This window comes from uncultured Marinobacter sp., assembly GCF_947488835.1.
Classification (GTDB): Bacteria; Pseudomonadota; Gammaproteobacteria; order Pseudomonadales; family Oleiphilaceae; genus Marinobacter.
In genome coordinates this window covers 814050-830988 of record NZ_CANLBK010000001.1, presented here as the reverse complement: position 1 = coordinate 830988, position 16939 = coordinate 814050, and the positions used below count along the sequence as shown (strand labels likewise).

Annotated in this window: 16 protein-coding genes; 3 read left to right on the top strand and 13 right to left on the bottom strand. The window is 53.3% G+C overall.

Annotated elements, in window-relative coordinates; genetic code table 11:
- Nucleotides 1–34 precede the first annotated feature (34 nt).
- The gene (locus Q0824_RS03860; RefSeq protein ID WP_298447684.1) at nt 35–1660 is read left to right on the top strand and encodes an outer membrane protein transport protein; all 1626 of its coding nucleotides are present in this window, start codon (nt 35–37) and stop codon (nt 1658–1660) included.
- Nucleotides 1661–1694: 34 nt separating this feature from the next.
- Nucleotides 1695–2687, top strand: a complete 993-nt coding sequence (locus Q0824_RS03855) for a MalM family protein (RefSeq protein WP_298447682.1) — start codon at nt 1695–1697, stop codon at nt 2685–2687.
- A gap of 6 nt (nt 2688–2693) precedes the next feature.
- Here Q0824_RS03855 and Q0824_RS03850 read toward each other — a convergent pair whose 3' ends face one another.
- From Q0824_RS03850 to Q0824_RS03840, 3 genes are read right to left on the bottom strand one after another with little or no spacing between them, the layout of a single operon-like run.
- Nucleotides 2694–3725, bottom strand: coding sequence for a polysaccharide deacetylase family protein (locus Q0824_RS03850; protein WP_298447680.1), 1032 nt, complete (start codon nt 3723–3725; stop codon nt 2694–2696).
- The gene (locus Q0824_RS03845) at nt 3722–4399 is read right to left on the bottom strand and encodes a DNA-J related domain-containing protein (RefSeq protein WP_298447679.1); all 678 of its coding nucleotides are present in this window, start codon (nt 4397–4399) and stop codon (nt 3722–3724) included. The genes Q0824_RS03850 and Q0824_RS03845 overlap by 4 nt, the downstream gene beginning before the upstream one ends.
- Before the next feature lie 28 nt (nt 4400–4427).
- Nucleotides 4428–5072 (bottom strand): TetR/AcrR family transcriptional regulator, encoded by a 645-nt coding sequence (locus tag Q0824_RS03840; RefSeq protein WP_298447677.1) that lies wholly within the window; start codon nt 5070–5072, stop codon nt 4428–4430.
- Nucleotides 5073–5144: 72 nt separating this feature from the next.
- Between Q0824_RS03840 and ttcA the strand changes: the two genes are divergently transcribed.
- Nucleotides 5145–6065: a tRNA 2-thiocytidine(32) synthetase TtcA gene (ttcA, locus tag Q0824_RS03835; protein WP_298447675.1), complete on the top strand. Its 921-nt coding sequence runs from the start codon at nt 5145–5147 to the stop codon at nt 6063–6065.
- 44 nt (nt 6066–6109) lie between these two features.
- Here ttcA and Q0824_RS03830 read toward each other — a convergent pair whose 3' ends face one another.
- The 10 genes from Q0824_RS03830 to Q0824_RS03785 all read right to left on the bottom strand — a co-directional run bounded on the left by Q0824_RS03830 (nt 6110) and on the right by Q0824_RS03785 (nt 16864).
- Nucleotides 6110–6799, bottom strand: coding sequence for a sulfite exporter TauE/SafE family protein (locus Q0824_RS03830; protein ID WP_298447673.1), 690 nt, complete (start codon nt 6797–6799; stop codon nt 6110–6112).
- On the bottom strand, nt 6796–7050 hold the full coding sequence (gene ccoS, locus Q0824_RS03825; protein WP_298447672.1) for a cbb3-type cytochrome oxidase assembly protein CcoS: 255 nt from the start codon (nt 7048–7050) through the stop codon (nt 6796–6798). The genes Q0824_RS03830 and ccoS overlap by 4 nt, the downstream gene beginning before the upstream one ends.
- A gap of 37 nt (nt 7051–7087) precedes the next feature.
- Nucleotides 7088–9538 carry a heavy metal translocating P-type ATPase gene (locus Q0824_RS03820; RefSeq protein ID WP_298447670.1) on the bottom strand — a complete coding sequence of 817 codons (2451 nt, stop codon included), beginning with the start codon at nt 9536–9538 and terminating at the stop codon, nt 7088–7090.
- Nucleotides 9535–10050, bottom strand: a complete 516-nt coding sequence (locus Q0824_RS03815) for a FixH family protein (protein ID WP_298447668.1) — start codon at nt 10048–10050, stop codon at nt 9535–9537. Before Q0824_RS03815 ends, Q0824_RS03820 begins: the two co-directional genes overlap by 4 nt.
- 49 nt (nt 10051–10099) lie before the next feature.
- Nucleotides 10100–11530 (bottom strand): cytochrome c oxidase accessory protein CcoG, encoded by a 1431-nt coding sequence (gene ccoG / locus Q0824_RS03810; protein ID WP_298447666.1) that lies wholly within the window; start codon nt 11528–11530, stop codon nt 10100–10102.
- A 135-nt stretch (nt 11531–11665) separates the two neighbouring features.
- Nucleotides 11666–12556: a cytochrome-c oxidase, cbb3-type subunit III gene (ccoP, locus tag Q0824_RS03805; protein ID WP_298447664.1), complete on the bottom strand. Its 891-nt coding sequence runs from the start codon at nt 12554–12556 to the stop codon at nt 11666–11668.
- The gene (locus Q0824_RS03800; protein WP_298447662.1) at nt 12553–12738 is read right to left on the bottom strand and encodes a cbb3-type cytochrome c oxidase subunit 3; all 186 of its coding nucleotides are present in this window, start codon (nt 12736–12738) and stop codon (nt 12553–12555) included. Before Q0824_RS03800 ends, ccoP begins: the two co-directional genes overlap by 4 nt.
- Before the next feature lie 4 nt (nt 12739–12742).
- On the bottom strand, nt 12743–13351 hold the full coding sequence (gene ccoO, locus Q0824_RS03795; RefSeq protein ID WP_298447661.1) for a cytochrome-c oxidase, cbb3-type subunit II: 609 nt from the start codon (nt 13349–13351) through the stop codon (nt 12743–12745).
- 14 nt (nt 13352–13365) lie between these two features.
- Nucleotides 13366–14796, bottom strand: a complete 1431-nt coding sequence (ccoN, locus tag Q0824_RS03790) for a cytochrome-c oxidase, cbb3-type subunit I (RefSeq protein WP_298447659.1) — start codon at nt 14794–14796, stop codon at nt 13366–13368.
- Nucleotides 14797–15037: 241 nt separating this feature from the next.
- The gene (locus Q0824_RS03785; RefSeq protein WP_298447657.1) at nt 15038–16864 is read right to left on the bottom strand and encodes a diguanylate cyclase; all 1827 of its coding nucleotides are present in this window, start codon (nt 16862–16864) and stop codon (nt 15038–15040) included.
- Between the last annotated feature and the right edge of the window lie 75 nt (nt 16865–16939).

Below are 16939 nucleotides of genomic sequence, written 5' to 3'. Positions count from 1 at the left end.
GCCGCTGACGATTTAAAGGGAAGGGAAGGATTTCATGGGACATAACAGCCACAAGCGCCAGCTTCTCGCGGCCATGATAGCCACGACACTTTCTTGTGGTGCACAGGCCCAGTTGGCGCAGAACCTGACTATTCACCCGAAAGCTCTGGCTCTGGGTAATGCGGTTACAGCCGACCCCCCGGGGATCATGGCTGTTCACTTCAATCCGGCCGGTTTGACCAGGTTGGAAGGTCGCCAGTTTGAAATCAACCTGCTGGGTGTCTATCTGGATGTTGACGCTGATTTTACCGCCCCGGAAGGCTATGAAATATTCGGCATTGATGGCACTGAAATAGACCCGAATACTGGCCAACAGCGGGATCCTGTTGCTAACACTCACAGTCACTCCAACAACGTAGCGCTCTACGTCCCCGGCTTTGGAATTGTGCGCACGCCGCCCGGGCCTGCGATTGCGCCTTCTGCGGGTTTCAGCATCACACCACCTGGTTCAAAACTGACGTTTGCCAATGCGTTCTACCTGCCCATGGCGGCCGGTTTCTACCGTGATAAAGATGATCCGGGCCGCTATCAGCCCCAAGCCGCTGCATTGCAGCGCACGACCTACCTTTCGCCGACAGTAGGTTACAAAGTTAATGATGAGTGGTCTGTGGGTGCAGGTATTCACTTGTCGCACATGGGGATTGCGGCCGATCAGTATATGCGGGCGCCTAACATGCTGTTGGGTGTTGCCGAGATCCTTCAGGATGCATTTAATTGCGAAAGTGGCGATGAGCCATTGCAGCCTTGGTTGGCTCTTTGTGGCGGTAACGTGGGCCCCTGGGACGATATAGGTGCTTTGTCGCTTAATGTTCAGGACAGCCTTTCACCTACCTACACACTTGGGGTTATGTGGGAGCCGGTAGATTGGTTTGCCTGGGGCGCAAGCTATACCTCCGAAGCTGAAATGAACATGAAAGGCACCTTCGAGATTCAGTACACGGACGACTGGTCCGGGTTCTGGCAGAGTGTAAACGGATCGGTTTTGGGCGCTATTACCTCAGCCATTCTCAGCCTGCCGTCCGGGGCGCCACGAGAGGCCGGCAACGTCAGCATGGATCTTGTTTATCCGCAGCATTTTCAAACAGGCATCAGTGTGGATGTACATCCGAAACTCACATTGAACGCCGACATTGGCTGGACTGATTACGCGCAGTGGGATGCATTCCTGTTCCGTTTTGATCGTAATCTTGAGTTTCTGAACGCTGCGCGAATTCTGTCTCCGGACAATGCCACGCCGAACACACTCAAGTTACCGTTGGGTTTCACCAGCCAGTGGAACTGGGCCTTCGGTGCAGAATTTCATGCTTCCTCGCGGCTCGATTTGAGGGCGGGTGTTGAGATTCGTGACTCGGTGATTCCGGATGACCAGCGCTCGGTTATGGCTCCGTTTGGCGGCGCAAACCTGTACAGTGTCGGAATGGGATACAAATGGGACAAGAATACAGAAATTGATATGAATCTCAGTTATCTGCACTCGATCGAAACGATTCCGGCAAACACCAGTTGTAATATTAACTGCGATAACATAACCAATATTATCTATAACCCCTACGCAGGGCTGGATGTGAAAACATCTCTCCGCGTTGTTATGGCGGGTATCAGTTTCCGGAAAAAATTCTGACGGCACGCTGTTTCGTGCTCAAAAGGGCGTATCAGTGAACAGACATAGATTCCTGCATGCCGCTGCTTGTCTGATTCTTGGTGCGATGTTGTCCGCCTGCCAGATTGGTGGCTCAACCGTATCAAACAGGGAAGGCTATTTTTCCTGGGTTGATGAGCAGGGTCGCGTGCGGTACTCGCCCATAGTGGAGGAGCCCGCCAAGGAACAGCCGGTCAGCCAGTCTGCCGGCGCTGACGAGTTTACAACGGCCAATTATCCAGATGCAGAAGTGTTGCGGCGCCGGGGCTATGTGCGTGAAGGGGATGAACAACCTTATTTTACCTGGCGCGACGCCGATGGCACCGTGCGAAATACCTATTACCAGCCAGATACCCGAACCGATAAGGAAAAAGGGTTTATCGCTCCTCCGCTCGGGGCAACCCCTGCAAAAGTGTATCGCGCCGGCGACACTCTTATTGCAGCTGAACCGGTGGCCGGGCACGATCCTGATGCCTTTGCCATTCTTGGCATCAAGGACACTGGCGATGACTACCTGAGCCGTTTTTCCGAAACCTGCTGCGAGACGCTGGACACCGAAGATCATGAACGCTGGCAGGAAAACCGGGAATTTGGCGTACACCTGAAGGACAGTTCCCCTAAGCACCTGTTCCTGACAGGCTTGAGCCCCTATCAGCTGATTTCATTGCCTCAAGGAGATCAAACTGAAGGGCAGCTGCTTCGTTTGCGTTCCTATGCCAGTGCGGGCGTGGTTGCGCCTTCGGTGCTGTTTCTTGATGGCAACTTGAGTCCAGTGCGGTTGGTAACGGATCTGGTGTCGGATTTTGTGCCGGAGAACTGGCACCGCCGAGGTTATCTGGAAGCTCGTATTGCATTTTCCAGCACCGGTGCGGAGCGCTGGATGCTTGTCTTTACCCGCAGTGAGGATCTCGAAGGCCAAACGGTAACTGAAACCCGCCGGGGCCCTCGAAAAATACCCCATGTCAGCACCGGTGAAATGGGTCTGGACATGGTAGACGCTCTACAATAAAACCGATCAGTCTTCTGGTTTGCTCAAATCCAACCATTGCTGTGAAAGCCAGTAAAAGCCACCCTCTTTAGCCGGGTGGGTACAGTTATAGCGGAATCGTCGGCTATTGAAGGGCTTGGGTGCCTTAATCGCGATACTGTCGCCAGACACGTTAAAATCGATCCGCCCCATGCCCGAAGCAAAGCAGGTGAGCCTAGTGGGCTTAATGTCATCGACCAACGGCAAAGTAAGGGTCGGAGGGTTGGCACGCACGATTCCGTCAGGCAGCTTGTTTGTGTCTATGGGGAAAGCTTTACTGTTTAATTTATCTTTCAGCCCGTTGAGCTGCCCGTAGGCATTGGCCATGGGAAATCGGGGCAAGCGGGTTGTTCCGGTAAGGGGGCCGATAGCACCTGATTGTTGCCCGAAACCGTACCAGCCTCGTTCCGCGACAGCTGCTTCAAGAGCTTCATCGAACTCACCATAAGGATAAGCAAATACAGGCAGGTCGGTTCCCAGTCTCCGTTTTAATTCAGCTTGTGCGGTATCCAGGCTGTGGGTTATCCGCTTTTTCCAATCTGACTCCGTCTCGTCCGGTTTTCGTGCCAGGTGGCCGTGCCCTGCAGTGTGGTTGGCGATGCTTACGCCGTCTCGTGTCGCCAGTTCCCGTAGTTGTGCCCAGGTCATGTAGCCGTGTTTTCCGATGGCGGCCGTGTCGACGAAAATAGTGTATGGCAAATCTCGTTCCTGGAGGATGCCTGCGGCTGTGCTGTATACAGACTCATAGGCATCATCAAAGGTGATAGCGATGCGTTGGTCCGTCGACGGCTTGTCGGAAAAAATGTCCTTTGTGGCCTTATGCAAATCAACAACCTCAAGCCCCAGCTCGGTGACCATGTCCAATTGTGCATTGAACAGTGAGCTAGAGGTGCTGGTTGATGGGGGTGTAGACTCGCTGATGTGGTGATATTGAAGTACGACGAGATCGGCTTTTACGCCAAAACTTGCCAGAAAGAGTGAGATCAGGGCTGCTGATTTCCAGGGTTTTCGTGCGATCATGAGTGCTCCAAAATCTGACTGAAGTGTGCCTTCAGAATGGCAAACGCTTCGTTTAGTGACTGTATTGCTTCTGTCTCGCCACCACGGTCGGGGTGAGCTTGCATCACCGCCCGCCGAAACGCCTGTTTTACCGTGTGAAAACGATCGGGGACAGAATCGAACCCGAGAACTCGGGCGGCTTGTAGAATCTCTTTGCTACTGGGTTTGCAACCGCTTCGTCCCTCCCAGAAGTCATCCATCATTTGCTGAATCGTTTCTTCCGGTAGCTCATATTGCGATAAATCCAGATAGAAACTGCGAAGGCTGTCCACTGCCCCGGGCAGACCCTTCCCGCCGATAATATCTTGAGGCTCAATACCGATACGCAAAGGAGATATGTACAGATTTTCTCCGGTTTCTGCGAGGGTATCCCTCAAGCGGTAAAGTACATGGAATAGCAAAAAGTGCACCGGGTAGAGCTTTTGAATGTCATGAAACTCCAGGGCGCCAATCAACTTCCATGGTGGGCCTTGAAGCTTTTTGATCAGGCTGAGCTCGTCTGTGCCGGCTGGCGCGTTGCGGAGTTCATGCTCAACAGCCACCAATAGATGGTCAACCTGCTGCTCCAGCAATGTATCCGGTGCATTTGCAAACGTTCTTTCCGACAGCTTCGTAGAAGCGGATATGTTTTTCATGGTCCCAATGTTAGGCCAGCAGCCGCACTCAGGGAAGGGCGGCTAGTCCGCGAAGCCCACCTTGGAACAGTGCGGTAGTGAGGTTAGTCGCCCGGTCTACCTCAGTATCCGCTTGTTCCGGGTCCAGGTGCACCCGCCGAGCTACCACCAGGCTGGTCTCATAGGCGACGCCGAAGAACGCAGCGCAGAGATACTCCTGGTCAACGTTTGGCAAGATCCCCCGGGTGACGGCGCTACGAACATCATCTTCCAGCGACATCATGATGAGCTCAAGTATGCCCGAACCAAACAGCTCTCTAATGGCGCGATCGTTACGGTGAGCCAGTTCGTAAACAAGGGGGTCCTTTGCGGTGGCGCTGAAAAGCGCATGGTAGGAGCGGTGAATAAATTCTTCAGTCGTCACAGCGGATCTGCGTGAGCGAGTCAGATTCTCGTTCAAGCCACTCAGGAAATCTGTAAGAAGTGCAGCAAAGATATCCTGCTTGTTGCGAAAGTAGTTGTAGAAGGTACCCGAAGCCAGATCTGTTTTCTTGATAAGGTCCCGAATGGTTGTGTTCTCGTAACCTTTTTCTTGAAAGCAGATGCGAGCAGAGTTCAGTATTGCTGAATGGTTGCGCAAGCGGTTACGCTCTCGCTTGCCTGGTATTTCTTTACCTGAGCTCAACATATCCATGTTAGTAGCCTGTCCCTGGTAGAAGTGGATGCGTATAATCTCACGATCATTTTCCCACTGAACACAATTGATATGCCCGAAGCGATGAGTGACAGCCCCGAACAGAATTATAGTTCAGTATACGAACGTACTATTAAACTGGAGCAGAATAAACTGCAGAAACGCCTGCGCCGGGATGTTGGCCAGGCCATTTCAGACTTCTCGATGATCGAAGCAGGCGACAAGGTAATGTGTTGCCTTTCCGGTGGCAAGGATTCTTATGCCATGCTGGACATACTCCTCAATTTGCAGAAAAGCGCACCAGTGTCGTTTGAGCTGATTGCTGTCAACCTGGATCAGAAGCAGCCGGGGTTCCCGGAAGAGGTTTTACCACGCTATCTGGCCGAAATGGGCATCGAATATCACATCATTGAACGAGATACCTACAGCATTGTTACTGACAAGGTAGCAGAGGGCAAAACAACGTGTGGCCTATGTTCACGCCTAAGGCGGGGCATTCTCTACAACTTTGCTGAGGAGCAGGGGGTCACCAAGATTGCCCTGGGCCATCACCGCGATGATCTTCTGGAGACCTTGTTTCTGAATATGTTTTATGGCGGCAAGCTTAAAACCATGCCGCCGGTGCTGCACAGTGATGATGGCCGGAATACAGTGATTCGCCCCCTGGCATACTGCCGCGAGAAAGATATTGCCCGGTACGCGGAGCTTAGGGAGTACCCGATCATTCCCTGCAACCTCTGCGGTTCTCAGGAAAATCTGCAGCGTCAGGTCATCAAGGAAATGTTCCAGCACTGGGACAAGCAACATCCTGGCCGGCTTGAGTCGATGTTCCGGGCCTTATGCAATGTTGAGCCATCACACCTTGCCGACCCTAACCTCTATGATTTTCGCGAGGGCAAGCGCTTGGGGGGCAAGCGCCAGGCTGTCCAAACGGCTGTACCGGAGCAAGACCCGGAGCAGAGCTTTGGACGGCTGGACGTTCTGAATATTTAGGTATGGCGGGATGATTGCTCGGAGTGGCACAAAGCAGGCCTGATTCAGTGGCCGGTCAGTGCCAGCAGGGGCAGGGTCCAAAGCCCGAAAATAATCAACAGAACGCCGGTGAATTTCCGGAACGTCTGATTGCTTTTCAAACCGTTGATCCAGGTAGCTGCATAACCTGCCCCTAGCATCGAGGGCAGGGTGCCCAGCCCAAAAAACACCATGGTAAGTGCTGCCGAACCTATTGTCGGTTGCAAGGCTGCCCAGCCAAGCGTGCTATAGACTAATCCACATGGCAGCCAGCCCCAGAGAGCCCCGAGGGCAAGCGCCTGGCCCGCATGATTGATCGGGAGAATCTTGCTGGCAAGAGGCGATAGACGTTTCCAGAGGGGGGCACCAACGCGCTCTACATAACGAATGCCCTGCCACCATTGTCCCATGGAAAGCCCCATGGCAATCAGCAGCAGGCCCGCCGCCGAGCGCAGCAAGATACCCATCTGCGCCCACTGATTTGCAGCTGAGGTACTTAGAAGTGCAATCAGTGCCGCGATTAGTGCGTAGCTTCCTATGCGCCCAAAATTGTACGCAAGCAATAACATTGATTGCCGAAAGCGGAACCCCTTGCCAACCGGCAGCGCCATGGATAGAGAGGCGCTGATTCCGCCGCACATGGCAATGCAGTGAGTGCTGCCAAGCAGACCGATGAGAAACGCACTGGGATAACTGAGATACAATTCCGGGCTCATGTTCGGTCAGGCTTGGTCTCGGATTCGCCATCTTCAACCTGAACCTCATTGCTTGGCGAGTCAGCCGCTTTTTTCTGTTTGTCCGTGCGGGCTTCCTCCGGGATCATATCTAAATCGTCATCGTACAGAATGCGGTGTGCAGGCCCCTCCAGATCATCGTATTGACCATTTTTGACGGCCCAGGAAAATAAAAAAATGCCCATCACCACGAGAATCAGCATGATCGGAATCAGGAACACTACAACTTCCACGGGGTAAACCTCATATTAAAACCAGATGTTCACGGTATCAGGGCGCAACCTGCGCGCCAACTTGTAATGTTTCGGGACGAGTTTTGGCCCGAGACTGTTTGCCGAGGCGTAATGCGTTCAATACGACGATCAGGGAACTAATCGACATTCCGATTGCTGCTAGCCAGGGTGGAACCAGGCCTGCTGCAGCCAGAGGCAAGGCACTGACGTTGTAGATGAGTGCCCATGCCATATTTTGGCGAATGATCTTTCGGGTGCGGCGGCTGGTATCCAGGGCCTCTACAAGTTGCATTAGCTGGCCATTGAGCAGAACAGCATCTGCTTTTAGTTGCGTAAGATCCGCTGCGGTGCCCATGGCGACCGATATGCCTGCACCAGCCATCGAGGGTAAGTCGTTAAGGCCATCACCAACCATCATCACCTGGTGGCCTTCTGCTTTCAGTTTTTGCAGAACCTCAAGCTTTTGCTCTGGCGATGCCTGCCCAATGGCCTCATCGATTCCCAGAATGTCCGCTATTTCGCGAACATGGCCGGAACGATCTCCGCTCAACAATACTGTGCGAATACCTGCATTCTGCAACGCTTTGACAGCTTGGGCAGCGTCCTCCCGGGGCTGGTCATCAAGCCAGAAGCTCGCAAGCCATTCGGTATCGGAAGCCAGCCAGATTTCCATGCCTGTGTGGGGCTCTGATTCCGGTTCTGGCGCGTTCAGATGGACCGCCACGAAGGCCTTGTGCCCAATATAAAACGTTTGATCACCCAAATGCCCGGTTAGGCCACCACCCAAATGGTTGGTGACCTTTTCGATGGCTGCTGTTGGCCGGTTATGAAATACCTGTGCAATAGGGTGTTCAGAATGTTGCTCAAGACCGGAAGCCAGGCGCAGGCATGTATCTTTGCTTTTGCTTCCTGTAATGCGGGTATCAATCAGGCTCAATTTGCCCCGGGTCAGCGTGCCGGTTTTGTCGAAGATTACCGTGTCTATGGTATTCATGGACTCAAGTGCATGGCCGCGGGTGGGAAGGAAGCCCAGCCGCCGCAGTTTGACCGTGGCAGAGGTAATCGCAGTCGGCGTTGCCAGCGACAGTGCGCAGGGGCAGGTCACTACAAGTACGGAGAGAGTGATATCGAAAGCATTGTCTGCTCCGGCCCACCACCATCCGATCCAGACGACAGGGGCAAGAATTAGCACGCGCCCAACAAACTTGCCTGCTATGCGGTCTGCCATACGGGCGACAGGTGGTTTTTCGGATTGCACCCGGTCGAGTATCCGAAGAATGCCTGATAGTCGTGTTTGAGCTCCGGACTTCTCAACCTGAATATCCAGCGGGTTTTCGCCATTCACGCTACCCGCATGCACTCTGTTGCCAGGAACCCGGGTTTCCGGCAAATACTCACCAGTGAGTGCGGACTCATTGAGCGTGGACTGGCCGCGCAGAATTACTCCATCTACTGGTAGGGTTTCTCCAGGCCGGATACGAACCACGTCGCCTGGTTTTACCTGGTGGGCGGGTACAACTTCCGTTTCCTCGCCGGTCACCCTGGTTGCTACTGTTGGGTTGAAGCCCGCCAACGCATTACCAGTAAGCCCTGCGCGGTATCTTGCCTGAGCTTCAATGTAGCGTCCGAGCAGCAGGAAAAAGGTAAACATACAGACCGATTCAAAATAGACCTCTTCACCGCCCATTACGGTTACCCAGGCGCTCGCCAGGTATGCAAGGCCTATAGCAATGGCCACAGGTACATCCATGGTCAGGTGTCGGCTCTTTATATCCCTGAACGCGTTGCGGAAAAACGAATCGGCGCTGTAAAAAACAACGGGCGTTGCCACCAATAAACCAAACCACCGGAAAAACGACACAAGCTCCGGTGACAGGTCGCTGACCAGCTCAAAGTAAAGTGGGAAAGCGAGCATCATGCTTTGGAAGGTGCCCATGCCCGCGACGGCCAAGCGAATCAGCATGGAGCGATTTTCTGCTTTGAGTTGGTCCTCTACTTCATCTGATTGATAGGGGCGAGCGGTGTAGCCGAGCTCATGAATAGCGATCAACAGATCGCTCAGTCCGGCCTGGTTCTGAGCCCAGTTGAGGCGTGCTCGTTGCGTGGTGTGGTTTACGGAGAAAGAGACTACACCAGGCTGCTTTTTCATGTGGTTTTCAAGCAGCCATATGCACGCGGCACACGTGATGCCACCGATTAAGAGCTGGGCTTCCTGGCCCCCCTTAACGGGAGACACAAAGGCTTGCTGAACCAGCGGGTGGTCCAGCTCTCTGAGTCTGTCGAGTTCGGCGGCTGTTAATTGGCGCGGAGTAATAGCGGTGTGCGTGCGGAGCTGATAAAAGCCTGTGAGGCCTTCAGTGTGAATGGTTTCGCACACCGCCTTGCAGCCCTGGCAACAGAAAAATCGTGTTTGGCCATCAAGCTCGAGAGTAATACGCGGCTCGCCGTCAGCCGGCTCGCCACAATGGAAGCAATCCACAGGGGTCACCCTTGGGCGGATCCTTTCGGGCCCATATGCAAGTTGCTGTCGGTCGGTAACCAGGCTTCGCCTTTAAGGCGCCAGTGGTTATTCGGGCCGCGTAGCTCGTAGTACCAACGGCCGTTAATGTCATCCAGCATATTGCCTGTATAGTGGCCATTACCGTCGCTACGGAACTGGATCGTACGGTCTTTTTCTGAAAGCGTTGGGTGAAACAGGTTGAGTATCAGATACGGGAAGTCTGCAGGACCTTGTAGAGTGTTTACATTCATCAGGATACTGCGATCTTCGAACGAAATATCAGCGTTGAGCCCCATATCTGCCGCTGCTTTGTCACGGGCAATCTCGAGGTTAATGCCGCGCCCCTCTTTAGAGTAGTCATCAGACACCATCGTATCTTTCATGTTCGACGCTACAGCGAGCATGATCATGCTAACGGTAATAGCACATAATGGTGCAATGGTCAGAAACCAGAACCAGGGCTGGCGATACCAGGGTGCTACGGATACTTCTTGATTCATAATGCTCAGTCTCGTCTGTTTACAGGTTGCCAACGGTGATCGCTGTGGATCACTGGGTTGGACCGACAAATCGGCTTTCGGTTTCCAGCTTCAGTGAAGCATCCGTTTCAGACTGTGCATGGAAGATGATTTCATTATTCGATTGTGGAATCGACTCTGGCGACACGTCGACAACCGTCGGCAACGATCGGTTTTCCCCGCTGTCTACGGTTACCTGGGTTTGTGTGAGAATACGAATGCCGTCCATGCCTTGTACCGACAGGCTGAATGTCTGGGGCAATTCAGACATATTTACTATTTTCAGCGTGTAGGAGTTTTCAATACGGCCTTCACCATTAAAACTGAATAAGGCACCCCGATCCCGCAGCACATCCATCTGTGCAGGTACGCGAGTGGCGATGACGAACACGATCGCTCCGATCATCGCGGTCAAAACTGCACCGTAACCGAACGTACGGGGCCGAAGCAGTTTTGAAGGCTTTCCTTCAAGTTCATTCTCAGTGGTGTAACGAATCAGCCCGCGAGGGTAGTCCATCTTGTCCATGATTTCATCACAGGCGTCGATGCAGAGAGCACAGCCGATGCACTCGTATTGAAGGCCATCACGAATATCAATTCCTGTGGGGCACACGTGCACACACTGCCCACAATCAATACAGTCACCCAGACCAACTTCGTCTGGCTTTGTGTCTTTTTTGCGGCCGCCGCGAGGCTCGCCGCGATTTGGATCGTAGGAAACGATGCGGGTATTAGGGTCGAACATAACGGACTGGAAGCGAGCGTACGGGCACATGTACAGGCAAACTTGTTCCCGCATCCAGCCGGCGTTGATGTACGTGGCCGCGGTGAAGAAGGCCACCCAGAAGTACGCCCAGCCATTAGCCTGAAGGGTGAAAATATCGGAAACGAGTTCGCGAATCGGGTAGAAGTAACCGACAAATGTTAGCCCGGTCAGCAACGCAATAATCAGCCAAACTGTATGTTTTGCTGATTTTTTGAACATTTTTTCCCGTGAATTGGGTGCTTTGTCGAGCTTCATGCGCTTGTTGCGACTGCCCTCTATACGCTCCTCAACCCACATAAAGATGAACGTCCACACCGTTTGTGGACAGGTGTAACCACACCAGACGCGGCCAAAGAGCGTGGTTATGAAGAACAGACCAAAGGCACTGATAATCAGCATGCCTGAAAGTAGAAAGAAGTCTTTGGGGTAGAAGGTCGCGCCGTAGAGATGGAATTCCCGGGCCGGCAGGTCGAAGTGGATAAGCGGGTTGCCGTCCAAAGTTAACCATACGAACAGGAAGTACATGCTCATGAGTAGCAGCAGACTGACAGTGCGGATGCGCTGGAACAGACCGGTTACTTCTTTGACGTAGATTTTCTTGCGACTGGCGTAGAGCTCTACTGTTTTTGTGTTCTGTGTGTCGCCCGAAGGTTCTGAGGAGGGGTCGATCTGTTTGACCGGGATTTCGTTACTCATGAGTACCTCCAGATGGAGTCGTAAAGCGGGCGCAATGCCTTTTCAGGGGCTGGTGCTGATCTTTTCAAGCCTGTGCCCGCAAGGGCAGGCACAGGGTTGAACAGACCAGGCCGGGTCAACGACCCGGCAGGAACGTCAGTTTGAAAGGCTGTAAACGTAAGCAGCCAGGATCTGGATCTGATCGCTGGACAAGCGACCGCTTTGGGCGGGCATCTCGTTTTGGCGACCGTGCAGAACCGTCTCTTTGATCCACTCGTAGTTGGAGCCGTACAGCCAGATGTTATCTGTCAGATTCGGCGCGCCAAGGGCTTGCATGCCTTTTCCGTCTGCTCCGTGGCAGGCAGCGCAGGCTTGTGCAAATACAGCTTCACCTGCCTCGGCAGCGGCTGCATCCTTTTCACGACCACTGAAGCTCAGTACATGGTTAACCACTTGGTCAACCTGAGCCGCGTTCATGTTCGGCATGACGCCTTTCGCTGGCATGTTACCCATGCGACCGTTGCGCAAAGTCTCCAGAATGGCGTCAGGTGTGCCACCCCATAGCCAGTCGTCGTCGGTCAGGTTTGGAAAGCCAACCTGGCCTCGAGCGGCGGAGCCGTGGCAGACAGCACAGTTATTGGCAAACAGGCGCTGACCAATTTTCAGTGCGTCTTCGTCTTTCGCCAGCTCTATTACCGGGGTTTGACCATATTGGGCATAGATTTCGCCGTATTTTTCATCAGCACTCGCAACTTCGGCTTCCCACTGATTAACAGCTGTCCAGCCTAGCAAGCCCTTGAAGTTACCCAGCCCCGGATAGAGTGCGAGATAGCCCAGCGCGAAGATGCATGTGGCCACATACAGATAGAACCACCATTTTGGCAGCGGGTTATCATATTCTTCGATGCCATCGAAAGAGTGGCCGGTAGTGCGTTCGGTTTCTGAATCGGATACCTGGCTCTTACGTGTTGCAAGTAATAGCCACCAGCAGCCAAAGACTGTACCGAGCACGATCACTGTGACCCAGATGCTCCAGAAGGTACTCATTGTTTTTTCTCCGTTTTTTCCTGTTCAAGAGTACGCTTTTCCACCTCGTCATCATCGAACGGCAGGTGGGCCGCTTCTTCGTTCGCCTTTTTTCGGTGGGCACTGAAAGCCCACCAGATGATGCCGATAAAGACCGCCATCAGGACAAGGGTGTGAACGCCGCGTAACTCGTTAATATCCATCAGATTACCGCTTGTCTGAGAGTACGGTGCCAAGCTGTTGCAGGTATGCGACCAGCGCTTCAATTTCGAACTTGCCTTCAAGCTCGTCGGCTGCACTGGCGATTTGCTCGTCAGTGTAGGGCACGCCCAGAGTCTGCAAAGTGGACAGCTTGGCTGCGGTGCCTTTGTGGTTAACCAGCGTATCGAACAGCCACGGGAAAGCAGGCATGTTTGACTCAGGAACGACGCTGCGGGGGTCCATCAGGTGCTGACGCTGCCAAGCATCTGAATAACGACCGCCAACACGGGCCAGGTCAGGCCCCGTGCGCTTGGAACCCCACAGGAACGGGCGCTCGTACACGAACTCGCCCGCAACGGAGTAGTGGCCGTAGCGCTCGGTTTCAGCGCGGAACGGGCGGATTTGCTGGGTGTGGCAGACGTGACAGCCTTCACGGATGTAGATGTCACGGCCTTCCAGTTCCAGTGCCGATATGGGCTCAAGGCCTTCTATCGGTTCGTTTACTTCTTTCAGGAAAAATAGCGGGAGCACTTCCGCCAGAAAGCCACCACTGATGACCAGGATGATGAATACAATCATCAGGCCAATATTCTTTTCTACAATTTCGTGTTTCATCGGGTTTCTCTCCGTTACGCCGCCTGAATTGCTGCATTGTCCTGAGCAACCGCATCTTTCTGGCGCACGGTCATGTAGACGTTATAGGCCATGAACAACATACCGCTCAGGAAGATGACGCCACCGAGGAAGCGTACAAAGTAGCCTGGGTAGGATGCTTCAAGACTTTCCACAAAGCTGTAGGTAAGAGTGCCGTCGTCGTTCACTGCACGCCACATGAGGCCCTGCATGATGCCGTTTACCCACATAGCAACGATGTACAGAACGGTGCCAACAGTTGCCAGCCAGAAGTGAACGTTGATCAAGCTGGTGCTGTACATTTCCTTGAGTCCCCATACTTTCGGGATCAGGTGGTAAATTGCACCAATACTGATCATGGCAACCCAGCCGAGGGCACCGGAGTGCACGTGGCCAATGGTCCAGTCTGTGTTGTGGGACAGTGCGTTAACAGTCTTGATCGACATCATCGGGCCTTCAAACGTGGACATGCCGTAGAACGACAGGGAAACCACCAGGAAACGCAGGATAGGGTCGGTACGCAGTTTGTGCCATGCACCGGATAGGGTCATCATGCCGTTGATCATGCCACCCCAGGACGGAGCAAGCAGGATCAGAGACATCACCATGCTGGCAGTCTGGGCCCAATCTGGAAGGGCGGAATAGTGAAGATGGTGGCCACCGGCCCATACGTAGGTCGCAATAAGCGCCCAGAAGTGAACGATGGATAAGCGGTAGGAATAAACGGGACGTCCAGCCTGCTTGGGAACGAAGTAGTACATCATGCCCAGGAAGCCTGCGGTCAGGAAAAAGCCTACTGCGTTATGACCGTACCACCACTGCATCATAGCATCGGTTACACCGGCATATGCTGAGTAGGATTTAAATGCACTGACCGGCAGTGCCATGTTGTTTCCAATGTGAAGTACGGCGATGGTAAGGATAAACCCACCGTAGAACCAGTTGGCAACATAAATGTGAGGCGTGCTGCGTTTTGTGATAGTACCAAAGAACACGACGGCGTAAGTAACCCAGACTATCGCAATCGCGATATCAATAGGCCACTCCAGTTCTGCGTACTCTTTAGTGCTGGTGTAGCCCATCGGCAAAGTGATGGCTGCTGCGACAATAATTGCGGTCCAGCCCCAGAAGGTAAAGGCGGCGAGTTTGTCTGAAATCAGGCGAGCCTGACAGGTGCGCTGCACAACGTAATAGGATGTCGCGAACAGGGCACTGCCACCAAAGCCGAAGATAACGGCGTTAGTATGCAGCGGTCGCAGGCGACCAAAGTGAGTCCATGGCAGATCGAGGTTGAGGGATGGCCAGACCAGTTGTGCTGCAATCAACACGCCCAGCGCCATGCCTACAATACCCCATACCACTGTCATGATGGCGAACTGTCTCACCACCTTATAGTTATATGTCAGGTTCGGATTTTGTGTGCTCATAGCCTTACCAATGGGTTCAGAGAGGGAAATTATGCGGGCGCAAGTATGGAGAAAGCATTAGCTGTTTGCAATGACGCGGGTCAACTCCTGATATCCGTCAAATGCACCCGAAACGGCAGCATGGCGCCTTTCCCATGCGCTCATGCCTGCCGTTTCACTATGATAGCCCCAGAGGCGAGCAAGTTGAACTCGTCAAAATTGACTAAGAACAAAAAAACGGCGTGGAGCGACATAAAATACGTCAAACGTCAGCTAACACTACCTGGTCTCGCCCGCGGGCTTTGGCTTTGTACAAAGCGCGGTCGGCCCTTGCGAATAATGTCTGCTGATCTTCGTCCTGTAATAGTGTCGCAATGCCTGCGCTGAGAGTCAGTTGGGCGAGATTTCCGCCGGGAGCCTCTATCTCGGTGGTGCGTAAGTCTTCAAGTATGGCGTCGCATACTCTTTTAGCGCCTTCGGTGTCGGTGCCTGGTAACAGTAAAGCAAACTCTTCACCACCAAACCGGACGGCAATGTCCCTTGGCCGCTTCACATGGCGGCTTAAAATGCCGGCTATTTGCTGTAGCCATATGTCGCCAAAGCCGTGGCCCCATGTGTCGTTGATGGATTTGAAGTGATCGGCGTCGAGTAGGGCGACGGTTAGCGGTTGCCCGGTTCTGCGCGCCTCAGCACACAGTTCAGTCAGAATGTTGTCCATATGGCGACGGTTAAAAAGCCCGGTAAGGGAGTCGTTGAGGCTAAGAGCGGCGAGTTTTCGGTTGGCTTTCTCCAACTCTCGCATTGTGGAGCGCAACTGGGCGGTGCGCTCGTGCACTTTGTGCTCCAGGTCTGTTCGGGCTTCTTGCTCTACTTTCAGCAGTTTATCGTTCAGAAGACGCCAGCGCTGCACCATGGCGTAGTTCAGCAAAATGACCTGACCACCGATGGCGATCTGCATCAGTGATTCTCGCGCTAAAAAGTCTGCAAGATAACCGAATGCTGCGCCAGCATAAGCCAAAGCCCCGCCCGCCATAATTGCCCAGGCCAGTACATACCACTTTGCTGGTTGATAACCTTGACGCCAACGGCTTATAGCAATAATTGAAAGAACAAAGATGATGGCCAGCCCGAGAGCGGTGTTGTACAGAATGGTTTCGGTGTATGGGAGTATGAGTGTCAGCCCAGTAAACACCGCGCAAATCCAGATGATGGCTTTCAAGGTTTTGTCAGCACGTGTGCCTTGCTTTACTTCGAGGAATGAGCGGCCAAAGAGCGACATGGCCAAAGCGCAGAGTACCAGCGTGAGGGGAATGGATATGCTCGCGAACTGGGGGCTCTCGGGCCAGAAATACTGATTGGCAAAACCACCCATGGTAAACAGGAAAAGGCCCATGGCGACCATATAAAGTGCGTTATGAAAGTAATAGGCGGTGCGGGAACTGATAAAGAGCAGAAGGTTGAAAGCCGCAAGCACCAGAATGGCGCCGTAAAACAGCCCGTGGGTCACGGACAGGTGGTTGCTTGAGGCAATGAGCTCTTTCGGAGACTCCAGCCTCAAGGGGATGTTCAGCGCGCCACTACTGTGTACTCGAAGTGTAATCGTGCGGGTTTCGCCCCTGTCGAGTTTTATAGGAAAAAGGAAATATCGGTAATCGATGGCCCTTGAGCCGAATCGGTGCTGGTCGCCAGTGACCAGTACGTCCCTGGAGTTGTTGCTCCACCAGAAGGTGACTTCGTCAAGCAAAGGATAGCTGAGGTTGAGATACCATAGCCCGCGTTCGCTGCCGCTATTTCGAATGTTCAGGCGAATCCAGTACACTGAGCGGGTTTGAGTAAATGTCAGGTCGTGTCCACGTGAGGGGGTCCACTCAAGGTTCTTTGGCAGTTCGTCAGGGCGCCTTGCGGAGTGCGCTGGTTCACCGGGGGAAGCTTGGTAATAGCAAACATAGTGCATCAACGAACTACGTGCATAAACATCGTTGGCGTCTACCGCTGGGCACTGGGAGGCATGCTCAGCCGTATTCGCAATAGCGAATGCCGGAACTAGGCTGCAGAGCAGAAAAACGATAAAGCGCGCTACGAGTGACATCAGCATTTCCCGAGAGCCTTGGCTTGGGGCAGAGCCTTGGAACTCGGAAGTGTAGCGAAAATGCAGAATCAGTGT